Below are 25518 nucleotides of genomic sequence, written 5' to 3' on the forward strand. Positions count from 1 at the left end.
CGGCTCGTCCTGTCAGACCGGATAGTTGCGCTCGTCCACGTAGCCCGCCCAGGCGCCTTGACCGAACGACGGGGACCCGTCGGCCCAACCTGCGGCCTGCCACAGGATATCGAGCTGTTCGTGCAAGCGGCTAGCGATCGGGCCGTCGAGGTCTTCGAGCGTCGCGACGGGCAGGTAGAGGTCCGGACGACGGAAGCGCCGGCCACCCGGCCGCGCGCGCGTGAGATGAACATCTTCGATCCCGTCGAAACTGATCGCGACCAGTGCGGGCCCGCCAAGGCCGAGTTCGACGGCGATGCTCGCCATCCGCTGCAGGTTCCGGACAACGAGGGCCTCAAGGACCAGTCCATCCACGCCGATATCCGGATCATCGTCGATCCGGCTCCCGATCGTCGCCGTGTACTCAAGATAGCCCGGCCGGACGAGACGCATGCGCCACCGGGTTTCCGCGTTGGGGGCCTCGCCCACGCGCGCCGGCATTCCGCAACTCCACCATTGCCGTCCATCGCTGTCCGTCTGGACGCGCTCCTCGAGGTTCGGCGGAAACCGCAGTTGCGCCCTGGAGACCAGGGCCGGCTCCAGGCGCTCCCCCTTGCCGGCGGCGTAGGGAGCCAGCCGCAAGGTCACGGACGGTCGGGTGACGATCTCCGGCAGGCCGCCCCGGTTGGCATCCATCGCCAACTCGTTCAACGCCGCTTCCGCGGCGTCTCGAAGCACCCGTTCGGCGGCGCCCGCGTCGGCGGCTTCGGCGGCCGCGGCCGCATGGGCGCCGCTGGCGACCCGAAGACGGTCCCGCGCGATACGATCCAGGGCGTCGAGGGTGGCGCTGAACTCGGTCGCCCTGGCGTTCAGGTCGCGGATGACCTGCAGCGTTCCCGGCTGCAGACCCTGGGCGATGTCCACATTGGTCTTCGGCCAGCCCATCTCCTGGCTGTTCGGCATGGCGTGGATCCGTGTCGCGACCAGGAGGCCGAGCGCCTGGGCCGATACGCGCGCCTCCGCGAAGGCGGCCTGGACCACCGGATCATGGAACTCGAAGGCCGCGCCGACCCAGTCGTGGTTCATCTCGAGGAGCGGATCGACCCTCGCCATCCGGTAGGGGGTCCCGAAATCGTGCTGATGAAGAAACTGGCGAAGCGACAGCGGGAGTTGCCGATGGAGGCGAGCGAGCAATTCCAGATCGTGGGGATGCGGTTCGGGCGCCGGCCCCGCCATTTCGGCCTTGGCGGCTTCGTCGCCGAAGACGGCGCGAAGTGCGGTCTTGAGCTGGCGGACCAGGTCGTCCCTCACACTCGTCTTGGCGTCCGCATCCGCCGTCTCGGGCAGATCGAATGCGATCGGGCGACGGGTATGGCGAACGTCGAACGGCAACTCATGCTCATCGGGGTCGCCGTAGGCGGTGTTCATCACGGCGATCACGCGTCGCCAGCTGAGCGCCTTCAGCGCGTAGCCGTGCTCGATGCAGACATTCGGGTTCGGCGTTCGTCCGCCGGCCATGCGTTCCGCGACGTAGGTGAGGTCGGACACGAAGACGGCGGCGCGATCGATCTTGCCGAAGATGGTCTCCATGATCGGGGGCGATCCCGGGACGTCGCGTGTGTCGCGATCGACGGACAGATCACGATCCGCCGGGTCCACATCCGCGTCGGCCTGGATGTCCCTGATGGCCCGGTTGAGACAGGTTTCGACAAAGCCGCGGCCCACGCGCGCAGGCGTGTCGCTCTGCCAGGAGAAGAAGATGTGATGCGTCATGGCTCAGGACCGGCGGGCGTCGTGGGTTTCAAACAGGAACATGGCGAGCGTGCCGGCGGCGCCGACGGCGAGACGCGCATGGCGGGGCGCCAGGCCCCGCGCCCGTCCGTCGGGTCCGTGACCGGACCCGTAGAAGTTCCGCATTTCGCCGAGGCCGGCCACTGTCGCGCCCAGGCTGCGCAGGGTCTTCTTCACCGCATCCGCGCCCTTGGCCTCGTTGGGCACACCGTCCGGCACCAGTTTGAGCGCCTTGGTCGCCGCCTTCACGAGGTCGCCCAGGTCGAGCGTGCCGTACTCCTCGCCCAGGTCGGCCAGGATGGTCTTGCAGGTGGTCTCCACCAATTCCTTTGCCGTGCCGATGGCCAGGGCCGGGTCGGTCTCGATCGACGCATTGATCCGCGTGATCTGCGTCTGCAACTGGTCCGCCGTCAGAACCGTGGCCACGGCGCCCAGCGGATGCAGGGTCGAGTGCCCACGCGGCAGGTTGAACGACGCGCCTGAGGTTTCGACACCATCGCGATGGAGGTGCTGGAGGAGGGCCTCCGCCGTCTCGGGGTTCTGGGTTCGCGCCCTCGCCACGACGGTCTGGAAGACTTCGAGCACCCTGGCGACGTGGCGCGGATCGGCGAAGTCGATCCGGTGATAGAGCTGCTCGACCCGTCCCCGCCGCTGCCCGTCCACGCCGGGCGCATGGTCGTAGTCCGGACTGAAGCCCTCGTTGTCGAACTCCGTCGTGATCTCCGCCAGAGTCCAGCCGACCAGTTCCTCGCGGAAGGCGTTGCGGGTGCGTTTGCTGATCAGGTCCGCGGTCACGACGCCGGCTCCAGCGGTAGGGAGGACGCCGGGACGGCCTCGGTTGTGGGGGTGAAGTTGGAGAGGGTGACGCCCACGAGCCGGATGCCTTTCTCGGGCGGGAAGACGGACCGTATCAGCTCCAGGCTAACCTCGTGGAGATGCGGTTTCGAGTTGACGACACTGGCGACCGATCGGCTCCGTGTCGATTGCTGGAAGTCCGCCCATTTGATCTTCACGGTCACGGTTCGCGCCCTGCGTCCGGTCTTTTCGCACCAGGCCCAGACGTCGTCGGCCATCGCCAGCACTCCGGCCTCGATGCGCGACGGATCGACCAGGTCTTCGTCGAAGGTGGTCTCCGAGCCCGACGACTTCCGCTCCCGGCTGACGTTGACCGGCCGGTGATCCTCGCCCCGGGCGATGGCGTAGTACCAGCCGCCGGACTTGCCGAACCGGGCCTGGAGATCCCCGAGCGACCAGACCTTCAGGTCTGCGCCCGTCTGGATCCCAAGGGCGTGCATCCTTGCGGCCGTCGCCGGCCCGACGCCGTGGAACTTGTCCACCGGCAGGGCCTCGATGAAGGCCGGTCCTTCATGGGGCTGGATGGCGAACTGCCCGTTCGGCTTGCGGCGACCGGACGCCAGCTTCGCCAGGAACTTGTTGTAGGAGACACCGGCCGACGCCGTGAGCCCCGTCTCTTCCAGGATGCGGGCCCGGATCGCCTTCGCCGTCATCCACGCCGTCTCCAGACCGGCCCGGTTGGCGGTGACATCCAGATAGGCCTCGTCCAGGGCGAGGGGTTCGATCAGGTCGGTGAACTCGGCGAATATGGCATGGATCTGAGCCGAGACGGCCCGGTACACCTCGAACCGCGGCGGCACGAAGATCAGGTCCGGGCAACGGCGCAGGGCCGTCACCGAGGGCAGGGCCGAGCGAACCCCGAAGGCCCGGGCCTCATAGGAGGCTGCGGCGACGACGCCGCGTCGGGCGCCATGACCCACCGCCACGGGCTTGCCGCGCAACGCGGCATCGTCGCGCTGTTCGACGGACGCATAGAAGGCGTCCATGTCGACGTGGATGATCTTGCGGGGACTCGCCTGCATGCGGCCACGGTAGCAGCTGGAGAACAGACGGTGAACCTGTTCCAAGGTCCATTGAGACCCGCGCGGAGATCGCTCGCTTGATCTTTATGCCTCACGGGCGCGGCTGGCGCTTGAACCCGGCGTCCACTGTTCTTCGTCAGGCTCCATTGCGGCTTGGTCCCTCTCAACGCGACCGCTCGGGACCACAGGGTCACGGGCGACGCTGCGGCCTGCCGGCGACGAGAGCCGCAGATCGTTCCGAGATGCGCAGAGGGCAGTCGCCGCCACAAGTCCGAACACCAGGATCACCACCGCCATCGCGCGACCGGCGGGATCGCGCCCCGCCATCCGGCCGGTCGCCAATGCGATCAACAGCATCGCCATGCCGAACACAGCGAATAGCGGGACGTGGAAGTTCGCGGAGATAGGGACTGAGATCAGCAGGGTCACAGTGCTGGTGACGAGCCCCGAAGCGACCGCGATCAAGGTGTCCTTGACGGGCCGGTACGGCTGAGGCCGCGCCGCTCTCGACCGTTTCCTGGGGCGATAGCGGCCCGGTCGCCATCGGATCGAGCGGCTTCGGATCGGTGAACGTTTGCCACCCATGATCAGCGTGACCGAGCCGGGCGGTTCGCGAGCCATATCCGCATACGGACGATCTCAGCTTCCTGGACCCGGATCATCTCCTCGGCGAGAGCACGGACTTCAGGGTCCTCACCATGCTCCAGGGCGATGCGCGCCATCGCGGCCGCACCCTCGTGGTAAGCGATCATTGTCCGCATGAAATCGACGTCGGCGTCGCCGCTGTAGTCGATCTCCATCGCGGTACGGAGGCTCGCGTTCGCTTCCCTGAACGATCGGGTCGCGGGGCTGTCGGACGGCGCGTCGTCGTGGCCGACATGCGGGTCGATCAGTCGCGCCTCTATCGGCGTTCCGCTTTCCGGCCGCGAGGTCTGCTGGCGCGACAGCATGCCGAAGGCGAACGCGGCGACGAGAAGGAAGAGGGCGACGACGCCCGCCCAGCCAAACCGTCTCATCGATGGTCTCCTGAACCACTCCGGAGCGTCCCGCCGCAGGCACGCGGAGATCTCTGCAGAGGCCGCATCACTGTCCGCCTCCCGTTTCGGCGGCCCGTCGCGCGTCACGCAGGATGTCGATCCCGCCCTTGGCCGCGATGGCGGCGACCAGCACGCCGACCAGGAGATCGGGCCACGACTGGTCCAGCCACAGGACGAGGCCGCCGGCGACAAGGATGCCGCCGTTAGAGGCGAAGTCGTTGAGGCTGAAGGTCTCGGCCGCCCTCATGTTGACGTCGCTGCTCTGCTGCCGACGGATCAACAGCAGGCAGATCAGGTTGATCACCGCCGCCACGACGGCGAGGACCATCATGGTGGGGCCGACCGGCTCGGTTCCCGTCAGCGACCGACGCAAGGCGTCGAGCAGGACCAGGACCGAGAAGATCAGCAGCATGACGCCGGAAACCTGTGCCGCCCGGGTCTTCCAGATCAGCGCCCGCCCGACAGCGAGGAAGCTGATCAGATAGACGGCCGCGTCGGATCCGTTGTCGACGGCATTGGCGAGCAGGGCGCTGGAGTCGGCGGCGAGGCCGCCGACTCCCAGGCCCACGAACAGCAGAGCGTTCAGGGCCAGCACCACCAGGAGGGTGCGGCGCTGGACCTGCTCCGTTTCGTGGGCCCCGCTCATTCGTCGAGCCCTTCCGCCGTCCGGTGCTTCACGGCCTTGGCCGCGAAGGTGGGAAGAACGAGCAGGGTCAGGGCGGTCGCGGTCAGCAGGCCGCCGATGACGACAGTGGCCAGAGGCTTCTGCACCTCGGCGCCCGCCCCGTGGGCGATCGCCATGGGGATGAAGCCGACGATGGCGACCAGGGCCGTCGTCAGCACGGCGCGAAGCCGGCTGAAGGCGCCCTCGATCGCCGCCAGTCGCGGCTCGGCCCCCGCGGTCAACCGCTCCCGGATGGCCTGCATCAGGACCAGGCCATTGAGCGTCGCGACCCCGGACACGGCGATGAAGCCCACCGCCGCGGATACGGAGAAGGGCATCCCGCGAAGCAACAGGGCCAGGGCGCCGCCCACGAGAGCCAGCGGCACGCAGGCGAAGACCAACCCGGCTTCGGCGAACGACCCCAGGGCCATGAACAGCAGGACGCCGATCAGGATGAAGACGATCGGGATGACCAGGCCGAGCCGTTGCTCGGCGCGCTTCAGGTTCTCGAACTGCCCGCCCCAGTCGAGGCGAACCCCGGTCGGAAGCTGGACCTGATCGACCTGTTTCTGCGCATCGGCGACGAAACCGCCCAGATCTCGTCCACGTACATTGGCCTGGACGACCATACGGCGGCTGCCGTCGTTGCGGCTGATCTGGTTCGGCCCCTCGGCGCTCTGGATACGAGCGACGGAAGACAGGGGCACGGTCACCCCGGTCGAGGACACGATCGGCAGGGCGGCGAGGGCCGCCGGGTCGTTACGCGTCTCATCCGGCAGGCGCACCATCACGTCGAAGCGGCGGTCGCCCTCGAAAATGCGACCCGCCTCCGCGCCGCCGATCGCGGCCGAAACCGCTTCGGAGACGTCGGCGGCCGACAGCCCGTAGTTGGCGGCCGCGAACCGGTCGACGCTGACCGTCAGGGTCGGCAGGCCGGAGGCCTGTTCGACGCGGACGTCGGCCGAGCCGGGCGTCTGGCGCAGGGCGTTGGCGACCTGGTCGGCGACCGCCTGCATGGTGGCGAAGTCGTCGCCATAGACCATGACGGCGAGATCGGTCCTCACCCCCGAGATCAGCTCGTTGAACCGCAGTTCGATGGGCTGGCTGAACTCGAAATTATTGCCGATCTGCTGCGAGGCGACCTCCTCGAAGCGGGCAATCAGTTCTTCCTTCTCGAGGTTGGGGTTTGGCCAGTCGCGCCGGTCCTTCAGCACGATGACGCTATCCGAGATGTTCGGCGGCATCGGGTCCACCGCCGCCTCGGCCGTGCCGGTGCGCGAGAACATGGTCTCTACTTCCGGCTGGGCGGTGATGACCCGTTCCAGCGCCATCTGCATGGCGAGGGATTGCTCCAGCGACGCCGAGGGCACGCGCAGCGCCTGCATGGCGATGTCGCCCTCGTCCAGGGTCGGGATGAACTCCCGGCCGAGGGTGGTGAAGGCCACGCCGCCAAGGACGAGCGTGCCGATTGCCGCCATCAGCACGATCTTCGGCCGGTCGACCGCCGCGCGGATGGCGGGCTCGATCCAGCGTCTGGCCCTCCGGAGGATGAAGGTCTCGTGCTCGTGCGCGTGGCCGTGCTCGTCGACCTCGACCTTCTTCGGATCCCGCACCAGAAGCGCCGTCATGGCCGGCACGAAGGTGAAGGAGAAGATGAAGGCCCCGACCAGAGCGAGCATCACCGTCGCGCCCATCGGGATGAAGGTCTTGCCCTCGACCCCTTCCAGCATCAGCAGCGGCGTGAAGACCAGCAGGATGATCAACTGGCCATAGGCGGCCGGCTTGACCATCTGGCGGGCCGCCGCGCCGGCGACCTCGAGCCTCTCGCGCCGCGTCAACATCCGGCCGAGTTCGGCGCGGCGCTGGCTGAGCATCAGAAGGGTGTTCTCGACCACGACGACCGCCCCATCGACCAGGAGGCCGAAGTCGAGGGCGCCGAGGCTCATCAGGTTACCGCTGATGCCGAACCGGTTCATGCCGATCACCGCGAACAGGAAGCTGATCGGGATCATCAGGGCGGTGATCGATGCGGCGCGGATATTTCCGAGCAGCAGGAAGAGCACCACGATGACCAGCAGGGCGCCTTCGGTCAGGTTCCGCGCCACCGTGGCGATGGTGGAGTTGACCAGCGCCGACCGGTCCAGGACCGTGACGGCCTCGATGCCCGGCGGCAGGGTTTTCTGGACCTCCTCCAGTCGATCGCCCGCCGCCTGGGCGACGGTGCGGCTGTTGCCGCCGGCGATCATCAGGGCGGTTCCGAGCACCGCCTCGTGTCCGTCGCGGCTGGCGCCGCCGAGCCGGGGAGCTTGACCGATCTCGACGGTGGCGACATCGGCGACGCGGACGACAAGGCCGCCGCGGTTCACGACAGGGGCCTGGGCCAGGTCCTCAATGGTGAGGGCGAGGGCGTCGGTCCGGACAGTCAGGGCTTCGCCGGCCCGCTGGACGTAGCCGGCGCCGGCCTGGGTGTTGGCCCGGTCGAGCGCCTGGACCAGGTCGCCCATGCCAAGGCCATAGGCCGACAGCCGGGACGCGTCAGGACGAACGGCGTACTCCTTCACATAGCCGCCGACGGTGTCGACACCGGCCAGGCCGGGCGCGGTCCGCATCTGGGGAGCAATGATCCAGTCCTGGACGGTGCGCAGATAGGTCGCGCGCGCCTGGGGCGTGGTCAGAAGCTCGCCATCGGGCGTGAGGTAGGCGCCTCCCGCCTGCCAGCCGGGCTGACCGGGACGCGCGAGGTTGTCCGAGTTGAACGGCTTGTAGTCGACCGTCCACATCAACACCTCGCCGAGGCCCGTGGTGATCGGGGCCAGGGCCGGCTCCACGCCTTCCGGCATCGATTCGCGCGCCTGGGCCAGTCGCTCGGCGACCTGCTGGCGGGCGAAGTAGATGTCGGTCTGGTCGGTGAAGATGACCGTGACCTGGCTGAACCCGTTCCGGCTCAGGGAACGGGTCGAGGTCAGGCCGGGGATGCCGGCCATGGCCGTTTCCAGCGGATAGGTGACCTGCCGTTCGATCTGCTCCGGCGCGAGCGCGGGAGCCACGGTCGTGATCTGCACCTGCCGGTTGGTGATGTCCGGCACCGCGTCGATGGGCAGTTTGGTGAGGTTGAACAGCCCCACGGCCGCGACCAGGACCGTGGCGAGCACCACGAACCAACGGAAGCGGACGGAGGCCTCGATGATGGCTTTGAACATTCGATCCCTCCCCTAGTGGCCGTGCTCGGCTTCGCCCTTGGCCATCTCGGCCTTGAGCAGGAAGGCGTTGGCGGCGGCGATGCGCTCGCTGCCGGTCAGGCCTCGCAGGATCTCCGTACGGCCGGCCGCCTGGCGTCCGGCGAGAACGGGAGTGGCCTGGAAGCCGCCGTCGACCTGGACGAACACCACGGTGTTCCCCTCGACGGTCTGGACCGCCTCGGTCGGCACGGTCAGGCCGCCCGTCGACTGGCCTGTCACGACGGCGCCGGTCACAGCGGAGCCGGCTGGCGGCAGGGTGGCGCCGACCGGCCGGGCGCGGATGACGGCGGCGCCGCTCTCGCCGGCGCCGGCGCCGGCGGCGACGCCGGTCACGACGGCATCGAACTCGCCTTCGGGGCCCATGACCCGCAGGGCGGACCCGGCACGCACATTGGCGGCCAGGGCCGGCGGGGCGTTGAACACCATCTCGACCCGGGCGGGGTTGCTGACCTCGGCGACCACACCGCCCTGAGCGACGAACCCGCCCGGGCCGACCTGGACGCTGGTCACGACGCCCGAGATCGGACTGGCGACGCTGAGGCGCCCGGCAGCATTGGGCGAGCCGGCGGCGCTGGACCGGGCGCGAGCCGCCCGGGCCGCGGCCTGAGCGCTCAGCGCCTCGGCGTGCGAAACCTCTGCTTCGCGTCGGGAGACGACGCCCTGATCGGCCAGTTCCTCGTCCCGTCCGTGCGCCTGTTCCGCGGCTACATAGGCCGCCTGCGCCGCGTCGGCCTCGGCTCGCAAGCTGGCCGCGTCGCCGCTGACCAGGCTCACGAGCGCCTGACCGACCCGGACGCTCTGACCGGGTGCAACGAGCACCCGCTCGACCCGGCCGCCTACGGTCGCGGCGACCGCGGCGCGCGAGTCCACCATGGGCTCGACCCGGCCGGCGAGGCGGGTCTCCGCGCCGCCTCCCCCGCCGACGCTCACCACCGTGATGCCGGCGGCCTGGATCTGGGCGGCCGAGAGTTCGACCCGTCCTTCGGGCGCTTCGCCCTCGGCTCCTGCTTCGCCTTCATGTCCGGCCTCGCCCTCGGCGTGGCCGGCTTCGCCTTCCACCGCGGCCGGCGTGGCCGGTTCCGACCTCTGGGTCGCGAGCCAGAGGCCGCCGCCCCCGAGGATCACCAGGGCGGCGACGCCCCCGATGAGCAGGGTCTTGTTGGATGTGATCTTGCGCATCACTGGGCTCCTTGGAAGGGGGCGCGGCCATCCAGGCGCGCGAGATCGATCTCGGCGCGGACGCGCGCGAGACGGGCGTCGACGGCGGCGGACCGCGCGTTGACGAGGGCGGTACGGGTGACGCGCAGCTCGACCTGGGAGATGCGCCCGGCCTCGAAGCCGATGCGCGACAGGCGATAGGCTTCCTCGGCCGCGGTGACGCCGCCGTCGGCGGCCCGCACGCGACTGACCGAGGCAGACAGGCGCGCCACGGCGGCAGCGCGGTCGGCCTGGGCCTCCTGCCGCGCGAACATCAAACGCGCGTCCGCTGCGCGGAACTCTGCCTGCGCCGCCTCGATGTTCCCCCGGTTCCGGTCGAACAGCGGAAGCGGCATGCTGATCCCGAAGGTCAGGGCCGTCGCGTCCTCGGCCTCGAAGCGACGGATGCCGACGCTCGCATTGATGTCCGGCCGGGCCTGGATGCGCTGCACGTCGATCCGGCGCTCGGCGACCGAACGCTGGGCCTCGGCGACCCGTACCGTGGGGGCGTCCTCAATCACCGAGCCCACGCTCGTCGGCGCCTCATCCAGCAGGCTGGCGTCGATGCGCGTCACCGCGGCAGGGATCATCGCCACGGCTGTGAGGCGCGCGTAGGCAGCGTCGCGTTCGGCGACGGCCTCGTCTAGCGTCGCCCGGGCCGAAGCGGCCTCGGCTTCGCCCTGGATGCCGCGCAGCAGGGGTTCGCGTCCCTCCTCGACCAGCGCCAAAGCCGCGCGGGCGTCGGCCACGGTCAGGTTCAGGGTCTCCTCCGCCAAGGTCGCCCGACGTTGAGCGGCCTCGGCCTCGGCATAGACCAGGGCCAGACGACCGGCGGCATCGATCACCGCGAGATCGCGCTGCAGGCCGACGGCGCCGGCTTCGGCCCGGGCGGCGGCGATCCGTGTGGCGCGTCGGCCCCAGAGCTCAAGATCGGTGCTCAGGGCCAGGGTCGCATCGGCGTTGTCCATTCCGGAGAAGGGACCCGAGCCGAACGCGTTCTCGACATCGAGCCCGAGCACCGGATTGGGCCGCGCGCGCGCCTGCCTTACGCGGGCTTCGGCAGCGTCGTAGTTGGCGCCGGCCTCGAGGGTGGCGGGAGTTTGACCGAGTTGTGAGAGCAACTGGGCATAGGTCGGGGCGGGGTCAGCCCAAACGGGACTGGCCAGGGTCGCCGTGACGGCGACGAGCGCGCAGCCGACCGCGAGACGCGGTCGCCGGCGAAATGTGGGAGACATGTTCCATTTCCAGATTTCTGATTACGAAGAGGCGCCCGCGCGGGCGCAGGTCTTCGGTCAGATTCTGGGGGGGCGCTTCAGGCCGTCTGGCGTGATCGAGGCCCGGAAGTCGTCCTCCCGTCCGCTCAGGGCGGGCGGTTCACCAAATGACGGCGACGGGCTGTCCGTCAGGTCGGCGCGCGCGGTCGAGGTGTGATGGCAATGGCCGTGGGCGCAAATCCCGTGGTTCCCGCCCTTGTCGCCATGATCCCCGTCACGAGGGTCGTGATCGACGCTCGCGTGGGCGGCAGGGGGTTCAGGCGCGCAGGTCGCGGCATCGGCGATAGGCGCGAAGAAGAAGGCGGCGAATACGATAGTCGCCGCCACCACCAGTCTCGCCCATGTCGACATCGACCAGGTCATCGGGCGCTGCATACTGACGTTCCGGTGGCCCGGCAATCTGTTACAGAGTCCGCGCAAGATATCGGCGCCGCGGATATCCGCTGGATGGATCGCGTCGGGCGATCTAGTTCAGCTCAACCTTGAGCCGTTCCTTGTAGACGCCGATCCGTTTGCGGGCGCGGTCCACCAGATCCTCGAAATGCAGGGTCTCGGCATACAGCTCGCCGAGGCGGCGGCCGTTGTCCGGGTCCTCCAGCGTGTCCGAGCGGAAGAAGCCCTTGCCGGCGGCGAACCGGGTCCATCCGAACATCCGCGTGGCGTTGATCGTGTCGCCGACGAGGTAGCCATAGAATTTGCGGAGCTTTCCGTTCGACTTGGCGGCCAGCAGGTGGGCGTACTCCGACAGGTCGCCGATGTGCTCGTCCATGCTGACGCCGGGCGCCTTGAACTCGACGATGATCGCCGAGCCCTCGGCGTTGAAGATGGCGATGTCCGGCCGCATGGCGCGCTTCTCGTCGGAGCGGCGTTGCAGCAGCGCTTCCCATTCGGCGTCGACGTCGCTCTCGAACAGGGGCTGGTCGTCGACCCAGCGGATCTGCGACAGCGGCTTATCCGAGGCGATGTAGTCGTAGTACTGGTACTCCTCGCTCAGCAGCCAGATGTCGTGGTCGGTGACCTCGGTGCTGTCCTTCTTCATGGGGAAGAAGATGCTGTGGATGATGCGCTCGTTCTGGGCCCTCTGGCCAGCGTCCACGCCGGCCGTCTGGACCGTCAGCTGCTTGCCGCAGGCGAGGGCGAGGATCTCGACGATCGCGGCCCGGCGCACAACGAGCTGCGACAGGCTGGCCATGTCGAAATTCTTCAGCGACGCGGTGTAGCGCCACGACAGCTCGTGGATCTTCTGCCGGTAGCCCTCGCTGTGAGGTTCGGCCTTCAGGATCTCCTCCTTCAGGTCGAAGATCTCGGCGGTCTCGGCAATGATCCGCTCCTGGTATTTCCGCAGCACCCGCTCGGCGACGCCGCGCGCCGTGTCGCCATGGTTCACCCGGGTGTCGGTGTCGGTCAGCATTTCCGGAATGACGCCGAACATCTCCTCGACGTTCTGGATGACCTCTTCCTTCTTCCACGAGGCCGGGGTGACGAGTTCGTCGATGATGGGATCGATCGCGTCGTAGAGGCCGGCGAAGGAGATGGCCTCGTCGACGAACAGCTCCTCGGTGGGAATGACCTCCGGGATACCCGCGAAGCCGTCTCGCTGTTCCGTCACCCGGCGGTCCAGGACGTCGCCCTCGATCAGGACGAGGTGATAGTGACCGGCGACCGGGTTGTTCTGCTCCGCGCCGGTGCGCAGATACCGGGTGGTGATGTCGCGCGCCGGGGACGACTTGGCGCACAGGGCGATGGCGTTGCGCGGGAGGTCGAACGCCTTCGCGTCGAGCTGGTAGTAGGTCAGTACGAAGGTCTGCGTCGTACCCAGGGTCTCGCCGGATCGAATGTCCCGCTCGGGCACATCGACCTGTCGCTGGGTCGTCACTTCCGGCAGATCGCCGGCCGTCAGGGTCGCCGTCTTCTGGCTTCCATCCGGATAGGTGGTGCGGAAGGTTATGGCGAAGTCGCCCAGGCGGGCGCCGAGCCCGACTAGGCGCTGCAGCAACGCGACCAGCATGTGCCGGCGCAGATTGTCAGGGTCGAAGATCTCGGTGAGCGGATCGCGGAACAGGTTGTCGCGCGTGGTCGGCTTGAGGCGCTCCAGGAGGATGGTCGCGCCGATGTCCGCCTCCGCACCCGGCTCGACCGCGAAATCGTTGAGGTCGATCTTCTTCAGGCCCTCGGTCGGCGGCAGGCTGCGCGTCATCACCCCGGCGTCCGTCCGATAGGTGCTGCGCAGGCCGACACGGCTGAAGTGGTGGAAGAACTGGATCCGCCCCGACCCCTTGCAACGGCCGATGCCGGCGATGGCCAGGTCGTCCTTGTAGGAGGTGTCCTTGGTCAGGAAGGCGTCGATCTGTTCCGCGCCGAGACCGCAGCCATTGTCCGAACAGGTGACGGCCACATCCAGTTCGTCGCCCAGAAGGTCCGATGCGAACAACCGAACATCCACAGTGACGCTCAGGTCGATATCGGACGGCTGCTTGTGCTGACGGATCAGGAAGGAGTCGATGGAATTGGACAGCAGTTCCTCGAACACGACGTAGCGGTTCGAGCTGATCTTGGTGTTCTTCAGGCTTCCGCGGATATCCAGTGTCATCGCTATTCCGTCGGAAACCCCCGCGTCCCTGGCCGACTTCTGAGGGCCGCCACGCGCCCAAGTCAAGGTTGAGACCGCGCCGGTCGCCGTCGGAGCGGCGTCGTCTTGTGTGGGATCGGGCATCGTCCGCGGTGCTCCTCGACCGACGCCAAGCGCTCTTCCCTTGGGATCGAGACTAGAACATAACGGGAACAAAAAGTCTTCCCCGAATGCGATACGTCGAACTGCAATGCGCCTCCCACTTCTCGTTCCTGCGGGGGGCGAGCGCCTGCGAAGAACTGTTCGTCCAAGCCGCCGCGTGCAGTCTGGAGGCGCTGGCGATCACCGACCGGAACAGTCTGGCGGGCATCGTCCGCGCCCATGAGGCCGCCAAGGCGACCGGCGTCCGGCTGATCGTGGGGTGTCGTCTGGTGCTGGACGACGGGACCGAGATCCTCGTCTACCCGCGCGACCGGGCCGCCTATTCGCGACTGTGCCGTCTCCTGACGGTCGGCAAGCGGCGGGCCGGCAAGGGCGGTTGTCGGATCGGGTGGGAGGACCTGGACCTCTATGGTGAAGGCCTGGTCGCCGTCCTCGCGCCCGACGGCCTGGCCGACACGCCCCGACGACTGACCGCCCTGGCCCGCGTGTTCGGCCGCGACGCCTACCTCGCCCTGACGCTGCACCGGCGCCCCCGCGACCAGTTGCGTCTTCATCGGCTGTCGGAGATGGCCCGCGAGGCCGACGTCCGCACCGTGGTCACCAACGATGTCCTCTTCCACCACCCGGACCGCCGGATCCTCCAGGATGTGGTCACCTGCATCCGCGAAGGGTGCACGATCGACGACGTCGGCTTCCGGCGGACCCGTACGGCGGACCGGCATCTGAAGCCGGTTCGGGAGATGTACCGCCTGTTCACCCGCTATCCGGAGGCTCTGGCCCGGACGCTGGAGATCGCCGACCGGTGCCGCTTCAGCCTGGACGAACTGGCCTACCAGTATCCGAAGGAGGCGGCCCTGCCCGGTCTGACGCCGCAGCAGGCGCTCGAGCAACTGACCTGGGAAGGCGCGGAAAGCCGCTATCCAGAAGGCCTTCCGGACACGGTGCGGGCCAGCCTGCGCCACGAGCTGGGACTGATCGAAAGCCTCGGCTACGCCCCCTATTTCCTGACCGTCCATTCCATCGTCCGGTTTGCGCGCAGCCGGGACATCCTGTGCCAGGGGCGGGGGTCTGCCGCCAACTCGGCGGTCTGTTTCGTACTGGGCATCACCTCCATCGATCCCGGCCGCAACGACCTGCTGTTCGAGCGCTTCGTCAGCCAGGAGCGCAAGGAGCCGCCGGACATCGACGTCGATTTCGAGCACGAGCGGCGCGAGGAGGTGATCCAGTGGATCTACGAGACCTACGGCCGTGACCGGGCCGCGCTCTGCGCCACCGTGATCCGCTATCGGTCGCGCGGCGCCCTGCGCGACGTGGGCAAGGCGCTGGGGCTGTCGGAGGACCTGATCAAGACCCTGTCCTCCCAGGTCTGGAGCTATTCGTCCGAAGGGGTGGAAGACAAACATGTCGAGGACTTGAACCTCAACCTGACGGACCGCCGCCTGCGGCTCGCACTCGACCTGTCGCGCCAGCTGATCGGCTTTCCGCGCCACCTGAGCCAGCACCCGGGCGGCTTCGTCCTGACCGACGACCGGCTCGACGACCTCGTGCCGATCGAACCCGCCGCCATGAAGGACCGGCAGGTGATCGAATGGGACAAGGACGACATCGACGCCCTGAAGTTCATGAAGGTCGATGTGCTGGCGCTCGGCATGCTCAGCTGCATGAAGCGGGGCCTGGACCTCCTTCGGGCCCACAAGGCGACCGACCTCGACCTGGCCTCCATCCCCGCGGAGGATCCCAGGACCTACGCCATGATCCGAAAGGCGGACACCCTCGGGGTCTTCCAGATCGAGAGCCGGGCCCAGATGGCCATGCTGCCCCGGATCAAGCCGCGCACCTTCTACGACCTTGTCATCGAGGTCGCGATCGTGCGGCCGGGGCCGATCCAGGGCGACATGGTCCACCCGTACCTGCGTCGCCGCGAGGGGAAGGAGCCGGTGGTCTTTCCCAAGCCGGAACTGGAGAAGGTCCTGGGCAAGACCCTGGGCGTGCCGCTGTTCCAGGAGCAGGCCATGCGGGTGGCCATCGAGTGCGCCGGCTTCACCGCGTCGGAGGCCGACCAGCTGCGACGGGCCATGGCCACCTTCAAATTCACCGGCGGGGTCAGCCACTTCAAGGACAAGCTGGTCGGAGGCATGGTGGAGCGGGGCTATACCGCCGAGTTCGCCGAGAAGACCTTCAGCCAGCTGGAGGGATTCGGCTCCTACGGCTTCCCGGAAAGCCACGCCGCCTCCTTCGCCCTGATCGCCTACGCCTCGTCCTGGCTCAAATGCCATCACCCCGACGTCTTCTGCGCCGCCCTGCTGAACGCCCAGCCGATGGGGTTCTACGCCCCCGCCCAGATCGTTCGCGACGCGCGCGAGCACGGCGTCGAGGTCCGGCCGGTCTGCGTCAACGCCTCGCGCTGGGACTGCACCCTCGAACCGACGGAGCGGGACAACCGGTTCGCCGTGCGGCTGGGCCTGCGGATGGTGCGGGGCCTGGCCAACGCCGACGCCGCTCGCCTGGTCGCGCATCGGGGCGAGAGGCCGTTCAGCGGCGTGGACGATCTGTGGCGTCGGTCGGCCACGCCGGTCGGCGCCCTGACCCGGCTGGCGGAGGCCGACGCCTTCCTCGAAGGGCTCAGGCTCGGACGCCGGGACGCCCTGTGGGCCATCAAGGCGCTGCGGGATGAGCCCCTGCCTCTGTTCGCCGCCGGCGCCGGGCGCGACGCGATCCCCGAGGTCGCCGAGCCGGACGCCGGCCTGCCCGCCATGCCGGAAGGCCAGGAGGTGGTGGAGGACTATTCCCACATCGGGGTGACCTTGCGCGATCACCCGCTCGCCTTCCTGCGCGACGAACTGCAGGCCCGTCACGTGATGACCTGCGCCGACGGGACGGCGATGCGGGACCGGCGCCTGACCCGCGTCGCGGGCCTGGTCCTGGTCCGCCAGAAGCCGGGGTCGGCCAAGGGGGTGATGTTCATCACCATCGAGGACGAGACCGGCGTGGCCAACCTGGTGATCTGGCCGAGCCTCTATGAAGAGCAACGCCGGGTGGTGCTGGGCGCCAGCCTGCTGGTGGTCGACGGCAAGGTGCAGCGCGAGGGGGAGGTGGTGCACATCGTCGCCACCCGGCTTCACGACGCGTCCGATCTCCTGACCTCCCTGGGGCGACGCGAGGGTTTCCGGCTACCGCACGGGCGGGGCGACGAGGTCTATCGCGGCAGCGCCCCGGACGCCCGAACGCCGAAGGCCCGCGACATCTACATCCCCGACCTGTCGCTGGAGGCCATCAGGGTGCGGACCCGGGATTTCCGGTGAACCTCGCGCACGCGCCCGAGACGTCTGCGTGTCCTTGCGTCCACCGGTCTGAAAAATGGCGTGGACTAGGGGCCGTTCCGACCCGGATACGAGGTCACCTGTGTGACCGGTCTCAGCGCTCTGGCGCTCCCTTGTTGCAGCACCAGCCGGAACACGGCGGCGGCCAGGCTGACCATGTCGACGAGCAGTGCTGCCGCGGCCAGGGTCAGGACCGTTGGGCCGTATCGCTGCGGATGAAGCATCACATACAGGCTGACCGACGCGACCAGCACAATGATGGCGATGGCGACATAGCCCATGGCCAGTCTTAGACCGAACCACAGACGATCCTGCGACCGCGCCTGGTCGAACGTCTCCCGTTCCTGACGCAGTTGCTCAGCGGCCGGACTTCTCGCCATAGCGCCCTAGCCTCCGGGGTCAACGGGCGGCGGGGCCCGCGGGCCGGCCGTCGCGGCGATCAGATCCTCGACCTGAAGCAGGGTCGCGTTGACGATCTCGCCGAAGGGAAAAATGACCACCGGCTCGGCATGGATGCCTTTCCGCGCCAGGGCGGCCCGTTGGTCCGGATCGATCGGGCGCTCCTCGCCGCCGGTACGCTTGCGCCTCTGAAAGACGCCGTCGAACGGTTCGGTGAAACTCGACACCCGCATCTCAAAGGCGTCGCCCACGGTCGCCCCATACTTGAGCGCCAGCAGGCTGTATCCCGCCGAAGCGATCACGGAGACGGAAGCCTCTTTCCGCGTGGCCGCGTCCGGCTTCATCGACAGATGCTCGTTCCAGCTCGGCAGTCGTCCGGCCAGGAGAACGCGTTCGGCTTCGCCGGCGAGGTCCAGGCCGATCGACAGCGCCATGCCGAGGTCCGCCACACGGCGCATGAGCGCAAGCTTGACGATATCCAGCGGCGAGTAGAGCCGTCGCCGCCCCGTGCCCGGGTTCTGGTCCCCGAGCGCGATGACTCCCCGGTTCATCCAGGTCTGGAGAACGTCCTTACGCAACCGCGTGACGGCCAGGACGTCGCCTTGGGTAAACCGGTGAGTGGTCAGATGGGAGGACAGCACCCGACCGAGATAGCATTGCCATCTTTAAATAGCAATGCCACTTACTTCCTCTTCGGCCGTTTGTTTCCTGCGGCTGCCTCTGACTTGGCCTTGCCCGCTGGGAACGCTGACCTCGCACCGGCTCAGGGCCAGGCTTCGTCATCTCGCTCGAACACGTCTCGTTCCCATTTGCCGAGATCGAGGGTGTAGGTCGTGTCCTCGAACTCGGTCGGGGTCAGGGTCGAAGCGGTGAAGGCGAGGGTGAACTTGAAGGTCTCATCCAGCTCGGCGCCGTCGCCCCGCCGGACGTCCGAGTTCGATCCCCACTGCAGTCCGACATCGATGGAGCCGGCCACCTCGAAGCGAAGTCGATCCGGCGCGGCCTGGCGAACCTTGACGTCGTCGACCCAGACCGACTCGATCGAGTGATGAGTGGCCAGTTCGTCGACCGCCGCGATCGTGTCCAGAACGAAAGCGTTGAAGGCCTCGTCGTTGATCTCCTCGGCGAGGGCGTCGATGACTGCGGCGCGCGCCTCCTCCGCCGCCGCGAATACCGTCTCCAAGGCGTCCAGTGAGGATCGGACCAGAATGAGGACCGCCGTTTCCTCGTGGACGTGCGTGCCTTCCCGGACATGGACCCGCTTCGACAGTTCCCGCAGGGAATCCTTCCCGGTCTTCACCGCCCCGCTGATGTCGACGGTGAGGTGCTCCTCCATGAAGGCAGGATCCAACCCCGCCCGAGCCCAGTAGGCGAACCGCTGGGCTTGCGTTGGACGGTCCTGATCCTCTTCGAGCTGGAAGTCGGGCGTCGCCATGACGGCTTCGTCGGGCGCGTTCGCATGCAGGGAGATGCTGACCACCTCCCGCATCGCGGCCGCGAAGAAATTGCCCCGAAGCGGGATATCGATCGGTGCCACGGCGAGCGCCGCATCCAGGGCGGTCCGGCTGAAATCGTCGGGCAGATGATCCCGAAGCGCCGCCGCCTGGTCCGCGAGCGCGGTCCATTCCGAAGCCTGGGTCATGAGGAAGCCCCGCCCCTTCAGATCCGGGTGGTCTGGGCGCGGTCGCCGTCTGCGTCCGGCATCGACCAGTTGTTCTCTTCGGAAATCTCGAAGATCGCGAGGAAGTCGTGCCGCTCGACCAGCAGCTTTTCCAGCTCGACGCCGACCTGCTCGGCGGTCTTGGACACGTGGATGATCCAGCTTGAGGTCGAATGGTGACCGTCGTCGTCGAAGTTCTTGAAGCTGTAGCCGGCCATCGGCTTCAAGGCCTCGCACAGCGCCTCGTACCGCTCCGCACGGTCGCCCTTGCCGGCGGCGTCCCCGGCCGAGGCGAGGCGGTAGTTCACCAGGTATTTCTTGACGGCGAAGTGTTCGTTGACGGTGTCGGCGTGCTGGCGGATTTGATCGGTCATGGGGTCTCGGCGGGCGGGAGGACGGGCCTCATGACATGGTCATTCCGCGGCGGCGACGGAAGGGCCGGCTGGGCTGACGGCATAGAGCGACGGGCGTCACGGGAATAATGACCCACGGGAATGACCTGGGGTATCCTCCGGCCATGACGAAACAACCGAAGGGCGCCGCCAAGGCCGCCACCAAACCCAAGCCCCCTGCCGCCGCGTCGACGGCCGCCAAGGCCCTCGCCGCCGCGCCCCAGGAAGCCCACCTCGACGCCCTGCTGGGGCAAGCCCTCGCGGCCGCGTTTCCGGGCATCGACCGCGCGAAGATCCGCCACCAGACGACGCTGACGGTCCGCATCGGCCATCAGGAGAAGACGTTCGATGCGAAGGCCGAGTGGGAGGGATCCGGCCGCGCCGATATCCTGATCTTCCACGAGGATCGGTGTCTGGCGGTCGTGGAAGTGAAACGCACGACCGTGAAGCTCGCGTTGGACGACGCCGCCCAGGCCCAGAGCTACGCCAACCAGTTCACGCCACGCCCGCCTCTGTTGATCGTCACCAATGGATCGGAGACGATCACCTACGACAGCGCGACCGGGGAACGCTGGTCCGTCGGTTCCGACGCGGAAAAGGCCGTCGCGAAACTGCTGGAGAACGCGACGGCCGTCGCCGCCGCGAACATGAAGTGGGCCGTCGAGGTCCTGCTTGGCCCGGGCGCCGACATCTGGCCTGGGGTCGTGCGCGACCGAACCAGAGAGTTGATCGCGCGGCAGACCGCGCCGGCCGGACAGGGCCGCAAGCCTTTTGCCGAGGGCCTCAAGCTGCCTCGCGATGCGACCCAGAAGGTGCTGGCCCGTCTTCGCGCGGGGGTTCGGTTCGTGCTGGTCGACGGACCGCCCCTGGTGGGGAAGTCCAATGTCCTGCGTGAACTGGCGGAGACCACGCAGACCAGCGAAGAGTTCGCGGTCCTCTTCATGCGCGGGGGCTCGACCGGGCTCTACCAGTCGATCGCCAATATCCTGTCCAGCGCCCTGGAATGGGAGGTGACCCCGGACAATGTGCGCCAATGGCTGCGCCGTCTGTCCCGCTTCGGTCGCGGTCCTACACTGATCCTCACCATCGACGGCCTGGAACCCGGCAACGCCATGGCCAGGGACCTGGAGGAGTTGGCCGACGCCGGGTTCGGCGAAAAGGTGCGGATCGTGGCGTCGATCGACGATGCGCGCCGCATCCTTTTCACCGGTAACAACCGGAACCGGACGGCGATCAACGATCAGGGAGCCGAGACCGTCACCGTGGGCCCCCTTTCGGCGGACGAGTTCAAGTGGGCGCAGGACGCGTTGACGGCTGCGGAGATCCGCTTCCAGCCCGGCGCCCTGCACAGCGCCGACTATCGGGCTCCCTGGGTTCTGCGTGTCCTCTACGACGGCCTCGTCTCGATGCCGGGCTATGACCCGAAGAAGGGGTTCTTCATGATGCCCGCGACCCTGGGCCTCGCCGTTATCGATCACACCCGTACGTCTTTCGAAGATCAGGTCGAAGTCGAGCACGCCTACGGCCTTCTCGCCCGCGATTACATCGACGATGTCGGCGAAGAGCCTGCGGGCCTCGCCCTGGCCCGGTCCTACGCTTTCGTCATTCGCCGGGCCGCGCTCAGCCCCGCCTCTGAGGCCTGCCTTGGTCAGCTCGAAACGAACGGCTGGCTGACCCGCTACCGGAACGACGACGGCCTCGATCTCGTCGCCCCGACCGCGCCGGAGCTGTTCATCAGCGAACTCGCCCGCGCCATGAGCGAGGCGCTGGAACAACGCGCCCAAGACGACCCTATCGCAGCGGCCTACTGGATGGCGGAACGCCTGGAGGCCACCTGCTTCTCCGACCTGATCGGGGCGCAGGCGATCCGGGATTTGGTGAACCGAACCGGCGGGCTGAACTGGCGCATCATCGAGACCCTGCTCGCCATCGAGCCCGAGACCCACCAGGTGAATGACACGACCGTGGCCTTCAAGGCTCCTGATGGGCGGCTGGTGGACCTTCGCGTTCAGGAGGGACGCGCGTGGCTCGTGGATAAGGCCGGTCGGCAACGCAGTCCCGCCATCGATTTCGAGGGTGAAACCCTGAAGAGCTACGCCCGCCTGACGCCTTGGATGATGCTGGGTCAGCTTGCGGCCCTGCCCATGGCGATGGACGAGAATCCCGAAAACCGTGTCGACGCCCGCCTTCTTTTCGAGGTCGGCCAGGCGCCGCTGCCTCTGCTGAGGGATACCGGCGAGAAGATCGGCCACCTCGTGCACGACTTCGGCGATGTCAGTCTGCTTTGCCGAGACAACGGCGTTATCGAGCCGACCACCGCGGCGATGGTTCGGCTGCTGCGATCGAACTGGCCCTATGTGGACGGTTGGATCGACGCCGCGATTGACAGTGGCTCCCTGCCGTTGGTCAACCGCATCATGATCGCATTGTCCGCCATCGGTTCCACGGTTCCGTCACGGTCCGACTGGGCGCGATCCGCACTGGCCGATCGGGTCAATCCCGCAATCGGGGCCCTCATCGACGCGCAGGCCAAGCAGGCCGGCGTCGCCTAGGGCTTGAAGGCGTGTCCTTGCGGCGAGTGTCCGCGGAAATCGTCCAGATCGAGCCAAGGAAATCCAGCGCGGTGACGCGCGACCCACTCCAGCCAAAGCGGAGACGTGGTTCAGCGCGTTCCAGCGAGTTTTGTTTTCACTGCCCCACTAGCGCCCCACTAGCCACTTCAGGGCCTCAGAAACGGCCGGTCAGACACCAGCGACCAGTGCCCAACAATCTGATTTTTCTAGGGAAAAAATGGCGCACCCGACAGGATTCGAACCTGTGACCTCTGCCTTCGGAGGGCAGTACTCTATCCAGCTGAGCTACGGGTGCGTCTGGCGGCGCGAACGCCGGAGGCAAGGCCTCTACAGCAGGACGGCGCCGCCCTCAATCCCGAAAGCATGACGAGGCCCGGCGCGCCGCTTGGCCCGGGCGGCGTCCGGCACTAGCGTGCGCCCTCGCTTCGATGGGAGGACCCGATGCGCGTCGCCATTCTCGCTCTGCTCTGCCTTGTCGGGGCCTGCGCCTCGGCGCCGTCCGCCGGAACCGGTCCGGGCGGAGACACCCTGGACGCCATCGCGCGGGACTATGTCGCCCTGACGCTGGAGATCGGCGAGCGTGAGCCCGGCTATGTCGACGCCTACTACGGCCCGGCCGAGTGGCAGGCCGCGGCCCATGCCGATCCGCGCACCGTGCCCCAGCTGATCCAGGGCGCCGCGACCCTGACGGAGCGCCTGAACGCCGTCTCCGTCGCCGGGGCTGAACCCGCCGTGCGTCAGCGCAAGGCCTATCTGCTCGCCCACGTCTCGGCCGCCTCGGCCCGGCTGCGCATGCTGTCCGGTGAGAAGATGAGCTTCGCCGACGAGGCCGAAGCCCTGTTCGGCATCCGCCCGGAGCTGCGTCCCCTGTCGTCCTTTGATCCGGTGCTGGCCGAGATCGACGCCCTGATCCCCGGCCCGGGCGCCCTGACCGACCGGGTGACCGGGTTCCGCTCGCACTACGTCATTCCGCGAGATCGCCTGCAGCGGGTCATGGACGCCGCCATCGCCGAGTGCCGCGCCCGCACGGCCCGCCACATCACCCTGCCCGCCGACGAGAATTTCACCCTCGCCTTCGTCGGCGACAAGCCGTGGTCCGGGTATAATTATTATCAGGGAAACTCGCGGTCTAAGATCGAGATCAACGCCGACTTCCCCATCTACACCGAGCGGGCGATCGACCTGGGCTGCCACGAGGGCTACCCCGGCCACCACGTCTACAACGCCCTGCTGGAGCAGACCTTCGTGCGCCGGCGCGGCTGGGTGGAGATGAGCGTCTATCCGCTGTTCAGCCCCATGTCCTTCGTCGCCGAGGGCAGCGCCAACTACGGCATCGACCTGGCCTTCCCGGGCGATGAGGCCGCCCGTTTCGAGCGTGAGGTGCTGTTCCCCCTCGCCGGTCTGGACCCGGCGACGGCGCAGAAGAAGGCCCGGCTCGGCGCCCTGATCCGCCGGCTGGGCCGCGCCGAATACACCATCGCCGACGACTACCTGTCCGGCCGGGTCGGGCGCGAGGAGAGCATCGAGCGGCTGATGAAGTACAGCCTCGCCGACCGCGCCAAGGCGACCCAGCGGCTGCGCTTCATCGACACCTACCGCAGCTACATCATCAACTACGGCCTGGGCCGCGACGTGGTTCAGGCCTGGGTCGAGCGGCAGGGGCCGGATCACTGGCGGGGCATGGAGACCCTGCTGTCCAGCCAGATCCTGCCCGTCGACCTCGACTAGTTGATGACCCGGCCGTCCTGGCCCAGGCCGCGCATGAAGGCGGTCAGTCGGGCCAGGGCGCCGAGGTCGCGCTCGTCCGTCCGGCTGCCGGCGCGCATATTGTCCAGCAGCACCTCCAGCATCATCACCGCGTGCTCGGGCGTCTCGGGCTTCTGATCCAGAATCTGGGCCTCGGCGCGGGCGCGACGCAGTTCGTCGCTTTCGTCAGGGCCGCTGGACTGCGTCCAGATCGACCAGGCTTGATGGATGTTTGTCTTGGGCATGGGATCCGCCCTCCCGGGCGAAGCGTCGCGCGGCCCAGGCTTCCCAGGCGCCGACGAAGAAAGTGATACAGATGAGCAGCCACACCTCCATCCGGATGGTGACGGCCGTCCACACGAAGTGCCGGCCGTCGGCCAGCAGGGGGACGAGGTGGGTCAGGACCGAGATCAGCTGGAAGCCGGCGAGGGCCGTCAGCCACCAGCGGTCCCGCGCGTAGGTCAGCCACAGGATCGCGATCAGGAAGACCAGTTCCAGAGCGGCGATGCCGGCGCGCCAGGTGCCGATCTGGAGCGGCTCGAGGAGGGGGACCAGCACCAGCAGAGCCAGCACAAGCACCCCCACGAGCCGTTCTTCCCAGCCGCCGAAACAGAACAGGGCCAGCACACCGACAAGGGTGACGCCTATGATCGCGAAGGTCAGCACGCGCCGGGAGCGATCAGACCGCGGCCAACCGGCCCTGGGGCTTGGTCGTACCGATCTCGCCGTCGTCCGGCTTGGTTTCGCCCGGGGCGAGCAGGGTGTGGTTCAGGCCCATGCGACGGGCGTCGCGCAGGGCGTGATTGTGCGCCTCGACCAGTTCGCCGCGCGCCTCGGTCAGGGTGTGCAGGGCCTTGGCCGCCGCGCTGAAGGCGCGATGTCCGGCGCCGGCCGCCAGACCCGCGCTCATGCGGCCCGACAGGGCGTGGGAGATCATGTCGGCCAGCCGGGCGCCGGCGGCGTCGATCATGTGTTCGGTCTCGCGGAGGTCGAGCGCGACGGCGCTGGCGAACTCGTCAGGTTTCCGGGCGATGTTCATGGATGTCCTTCAGGGATCAGGGATTGCCACCTGTCGGCGCGAAGGAATCCGTCCCCCCGAACACCAGTCCGACCAGTCCCGTGAGAACGGTCAGAACGAGCAGCCCCGCCAGGGCCCATCCGAAGATGGCCATGGTGCGAACACGCAGGGAGCCCGGCGTCCGCCACCGTCCCAGCCGTGTATAGAGCCCGTAGAGCCCCTCCGCGGCCGGAGCGGTCGAAGCGAGGGAACCGGCGACCCGGTCCGCATCGACGCCCTGATCAGGCGCTGAAACGGGCCCCGGCGGTATGGCGTCCGTCGCGTATGACGCGTCAGACGCCAGTGCGCGAAGCGCGGCCTTCCGGGTGCTGACCCCGAACTTCCGCAGGATTTCGCGGAAATGCTTGTCGACCGTGTTCTCCGAGATGCCGAGCGCGCGCGCGATTTCCTTGTCGGTCATCGTGGCCGACAGGCGCAGGCATTCTTCCTGCCTTTTGGTCAGCCGTTCCGGCATTCCGTACTCCCCTTCCGCACAGCTAAGGCGGTTAGGTCGCGGTCGTCCAGAGTCTTGATTCTTCAAGCGCCTTTCCCGAGCGATGGATAATGCTCGAAGTTAACGCC

Annotated in this window: 22 protein-coding genes and 1 tRNA gene; 3 read left to right on the forward strand and 20 right to left on the reverse strand. The window is 67.9% G+C overall.

Features of this window, described 5'->3' with window-relative positions; genetic code table 11:
- Positions 1 to 12 precede the first annotated feature (12 nt).
- From ACODRV_RS05770 to ACODRV_RS05820, 11 genes are all read right to left on the reverse strand, one after another.
- Positions 13 to 1569 carry a hypothetical protein gene (locus ACODRV_RS05770; RefSeq protein WP_488907705.1) on the reverse strand — a complete coding sequence of 519 codons (1557 nt, stop codon included), beginning with the start codon at positions 1567 to 1569 and terminating at the stop codon, positions 13 to 15.
- Between the two features lie 186 nt (positions 1570 to 1755).
- Positions 1756 to 2565 (reverse strand): abortive infection family protein, encoded by an 810-nt coding sequence (locus tag ACODRV_RS05775; protein WP_287395715.1) that lies wholly within the window; start codon positions 2563 to 2565, stop codon positions 1756 to 1758.
- Positions 2562 to 3647 (reverse strand): DNA polymerase IV, encoded by a 1086-nt coding sequence (gene dinB / locus ACODRV_RS05780; protein WP_287395713.1) that lies wholly within the window; start codon positions 3645 to 3647, stop codon positions 2562 to 2564. The genes ACODRV_RS05775 and dinB overlap by 4 nt, the downstream gene beginning before the upstream one ends.
- Before the next feature lie 84 nt (positions 3648 to 3731).
- On the reverse strand, positions 3732 to 4112 hold the full coding sequence (locus ACODRV_RS05785; RefSeq protein WP_287395710.1) for a hypothetical protein: 381 nt from the start codon (positions 4110 to 4112) through the stop codon (positions 3732 to 3734).
- Positions 4113 to 4234: 122 nt separating this feature from the next.
- The gene (gene copM, locus ACODRV_RS05790; protein ID WP_287395707.1) at positions 4235 to 4663 is read right to left on the reverse strand and encodes a CopM family metallochaperone; all 429 of its coding nucleotides are present in this window, start codon (positions 4661 to 4663) and stop codon (positions 4235 to 4237) included.
- Between the two features lie 67 nt (positions 4664 to 4730).
- The gene (locus ACODRV_RS05795) at positions 4731 to 5330 is read right to left on the reverse strand and encodes a cation efflux transmembrane domain-containing protein (protein WP_287395705.1); all 600 of its coding nucleotides are present in this window, start codon (positions 5328 to 5330) and stop codon (positions 4731 to 4733) included.
- A complete protein-coding gene (locus ACODRV_RS05800) occupies positions 5327 to 8548 on the reverse strand; it encodes an efflux RND transporter permease subunit (protein ID WP_287395703.1) in 3222 nt (1073 codons plus the stop codon). The genes ACODRV_RS05795 and ACODRV_RS05800 overlap by 4 nt, the downstream gene beginning before the upstream one ends.
- A gap of 12 nt (positions 8549 to 8560) precedes the next feature.
- Positions 8561 to 9766: an efflux RND transporter periplasmic adaptor subunit gene (locus tag ACODRV_RS05805; RefSeq protein ID WP_333895767.1), complete on the reverse strand. Its 1206-nt coding sequence runs from the start codon at positions 9764 to 9766 to the stop codon at positions 8561 to 8563.
- A complete protein-coding gene (locus tag ACODRV_RS05810; protein ID WP_333895768.1) occupies positions 9766 to 11019 on the reverse strand; it encodes a TolC family protein in 1254 nt (417 codons plus the stop codon). The genes ACODRV_RS05805 and ACODRV_RS05810 overlap by 1 nt, the downstream gene beginning before the upstream one ends.
- A 57-nt stretch (positions 11020 to 11076) precedes the next feature.
- A complete protein-coding gene (locus ACODRV_RS05815; RefSeq protein WP_333895769.1) occupies positions 11077 to 11433 on the reverse strand; it encodes a hypothetical protein in 357 nt (118 codons plus the stop codon).
- Between the two features lie 91 nt (positions 11434 to 11524).
- The gene (locus ACODRV_RS05820) at positions 11525 to 13648 is read right to left on the reverse strand and encodes a hypothetical protein (RefSeq protein WP_333895770.1); all 2124 of its coding nucleotides are present in this window, start codon (positions 13646 to 13648) and stop codon (positions 11525 to 11527) included.
- Positions 13649 to 13857: 209 nt separating this feature from the next.
- On the opposite strand from ACODRV_RS05820, the gene ACODRV_RS05825 reads away from it, so the two are divergent.
- On the forward strand, positions 13858 to 17091 hold the full coding sequence (locus tag ACODRV_RS05825) for an error-prone DNA polymerase (protein WP_333895771.1): 3234 nt from the start codon (positions 13858 to 13860) through the stop codon (positions 17089 to 17091).
- 65 nt (positions 17092 to 17156) lie between these two features.
- Here the strand turns inward: ACODRV_RS05825 and ACODRV_RS05830 are convergent, their stop codons facing one another.
- The 4 genes from ACODRV_RS05830 to ACODRV_RS05845 all read right to left on the reverse strand — a co-directional run bounded on the left by ACODRV_RS05830 (position 17157) and on the right by ACODRV_RS05845 (position 19542).
- On the reverse strand, positions 17157 to 17489 hold the full coding sequence (locus ACODRV_RS05830) for a hypothetical protein (protein WP_287395699.1): 333 nt from the start codon (positions 17487 to 17489) through the stop codon (positions 17157 to 17159).
- A gap of 6 nt (positions 17490 to 17495) precedes the next feature.
- On the reverse strand, positions 17496 to 18149 hold the full coding sequence (locus ACODRV_RS05835) for a MerR family transcriptional regulator (protein WP_287395697.1): 654 nt from the start codon (positions 18147 to 18149) through the stop codon (positions 17496 to 17498).
- 122 nt (positions 18150 to 18271) lie between these two features.
- Entirely contained in the window at positions 18272 to 19150 is an 879-nt protein-coding gene (locus ACODRV_RS05840) for a pPIWI-associating nuclease domain-containing protein (protein WP_287395696.1), read from the reverse strand.
- A gap of 17 nt (positions 19151 to 19167) precedes the next feature.
- Positions 19168 to 19542 (reverse strand): hypothetical protein, encoded by a 375-nt coding sequence (locus ACODRV_RS05845; RefSeq protein ID WP_287395694.1) that lies wholly within the window; start codon positions 19540 to 19542, stop codon positions 19168 to 19170.
- Positions 19543 to 19685: 143 nt separating this feature from the next.
- Here ACODRV_RS05845 and ACODRV_RS05850 point away from each other — a divergent pair, with 143 nt between their 5' ends.
- A complete protein-coding gene (locus ACODRV_RS05850) occupies positions 19686 to 22112 on the forward strand; it encodes a type I restriction enzyme HsdR N-terminal domain-containing protein (RefSeq protein ID WP_287395692.1) in 2427 nt (808 codons plus the stop codon).
- A 239-nt stretch (positions 22113 to 22351) separates the two neighbouring features.
- Here ACODRV_RS05850 and ACODRV_RS05855 read toward each other — a convergent pair.
- Positions 22352 to 22428, reverse strand: a tRNA-Arg gene (locus tag ACODRV_RS05855).
- 146 nt (positions 22429 to 22574) lie between these two features.
- On the opposite strand from ACODRV_RS05855, the gene ACODRV_RS05860 reads away from it, so the two are divergent.
- Positions 22575 to 23861 (forward strand): hypothetical protein, encoded by a 1287-nt coding sequence (locus ACODRV_RS05860; RefSeq protein ID WP_488907706.1) that lies wholly within the window; start codon positions 22575 to 22577, stop codon positions 23859 to 23861.
- Here ACODRV_RS05860 and ACODRV_RS05865 read toward each other — a convergent pair.
- From ACODRV_RS05865 to ACODRV_RS05880, 4 genes are read right to left on the reverse strand one after another with little or no spacing between them, the layout of a single operon-like run.
- Positions 23858 to 24124, reverse strand: coding sequence for a hypothetical protein (locus ACODRV_RS05865; protein ID WP_141625409.1), 267 nt, complete (start codon positions 24122 to 24124; stop codon positions 23858 to 23860). The genes ACODRV_RS05860 and ACODRV_RS05865 overlap by 4 nt on opposite strands.
- Positions 24066 to 24545, reverse strand: a complete 480-nt coding sequence (locus ACODRV_RS05870) for a hypothetical protein (RefSeq protein WP_141625410.1) — start codon at positions 24543 to 24545, stop codon at positions 24066 to 24068. Before ACODRV_RS05870 ends, ACODRV_RS05865 begins: the two co-directional genes overlap by 59 nt.
- A gap of 13 nt (positions 24546 to 24558) precedes the next feature.
- Complete coding sequence (locus ACODRV_RS05875; protein WP_141625411.1) at positions 24559 to 24918, reverse strand: hypothetical protein; 360 nt, start codon at positions 24916 to 24918, stop codon at positions 24559 to 24561.
- A gap of 16 nt (positions 24919 to 24934) precedes the next feature.
- The gene (locus ACODRV_RS05880) at positions 24935 to 25411 is read right to left on the reverse strand and encodes a helix-turn-helix domain-containing protein (RefSeq protein WP_141625412.1); all 477 of its coding nucleotides are present in this window, start codon (positions 25409 to 25411) and stop codon (positions 24935 to 24937) included.
- Between the last annotated feature and the right edge of the window lie 107 nt (positions 25412 to 25518).

This window comes from Brevundimonas sp. FG8, from assembly GCF_057808845.1.

Excerpts from the sequence above, each read along its gene's own strand:
- ACODRV_RS05860 (WP_488907706.1), top strand. The coding sequence starts at position 22,575 with ATGCGCGTCGCCATTCTCGCTCTGCTCTGCCTTGTCGGGGCCTGCGCC.
- copM (WP_287395707.1), bottom strand. The coding sequence starts at position 4,663 with ATGAGACGGTTTGGCTGGGCGGGCGTCGTCGCCCTCTTCCTTCTCGTC.
- ACODRV_RS05880 (WP_141625412.1), bottom strand. The coding sequence starts at position 25,411 with ATGCCGGAACGGCTGACCAAAAGGCAGGAAGAATGCCTGCGCCTGTCG.
- ACODRV_RS05840 (WP_287395696.1), bottom strand. The coding sequence starts at position 19,150 with ATGACCCAGGCTTCGGAATGGACCGCGCTCGCGGACCAGGCGGCGGCG.
- ACODRV_RS05795 (WP_287395705.1), bottom strand. The coding sequence starts at position 5,330 with ATGAGCGGGGCCCACGAAACGGAGCAGGTCCAGCGCCGCACCCTCCTG.
- ACODRV_RS05865 (WP_141625409.1), bottom strand. The coding sequence starts at position 24,124 with ATGCCCAAGACAAACATCCATCAAGCCTGGTCGATCTGGACGCAGTCC.
- ACODRV_RS05770 (WP_488907705.1), bottom strand. The coding sequence starts at position 1,569 with ATGGAGACCATCTTCGGCAAGATCGATCGCGCCGCCGTCTTCGTGTCC.
- ACODRV_RS05810 (WP_333895768.1), bottom strand. The coding sequence starts at position 11,019 with ATGTCTCCCACATTTCGCCGGCGACCGCGTCTCGCGGTCGGCTGCGCG.
- ACODRV_RS05815 (WP_333895769.1), bottom strand. The coding sequence starts at position 11,433 with ATGCAGCGCCCGATGACCTGGTCGATGTCGACATGGGCGAGACTGGTG.
- ACODRV_RS05820 (WP_333895770.1), bottom strand. The coding sequence starts at position 13,648 with ATGACACTGGATATCCGCGGAAGCCTGAAGAACACCAAGATCAGCTCG.
- dinB (WP_287395713.1), bottom strand. The coding sequence starts at position 3,647 with ATGCAGGCGAGTCCCCGCAAGATCATCCACGTCGACATGGACGCCTTC.
- ACODRV_RS05805 (WP_333895767.1), bottom strand. The coding sequence starts at position 9,766 with ATGCGCAAGATCACATCCAACAAGACCCTGCTCATCGGGGGCGTCGCC.
- ACODRV_RS05800 (WP_287395703.1), bottom strand. The coding sequence starts at position 8,548 with ATGTTCAAAGCCATCATCGAGGCCTCCGTCCGCTTCCGTTGGTTCGTG.
- ACODRV_RS05875 (WP_141625411.1), bottom strand. The coding sequence starts at position 24,918 with ATGAACATCGCCCGGAAACCTGACGAGTTCGCCAGCGCCGTCGCGCTC.
- ACODRV_RS05850 (WP_287395692.1), top strand. The coding sequence starts at position 19,686 with ATGACGAAACAACCGAAGGGCGCCGCCAAGGCCGCCACCAAACCCAAG.
- ACODRV_RS05845 (WP_287395694.1), bottom strand. The coding sequence starts at position 19,542 with ATGACCGATCAAATCCGCCAGCACGCCGACACCGTCAACGAACACTTC.
- ACODRV_RS05830 (WP_287395699.1), bottom strand. The coding sequence starts at position 17,489 with ATGGCGAGAAGTCCGGCCGCTGAGCAACTGCGTCAGGAACGGGAGACG.
- ACODRV_RS05825 (WP_333895771.1), top strand. The coding sequence starts at position 13,858 with ATGCGATACGTCGAACTGCAATGCGCCTCCCACTTCTCGTTCCTGCGG.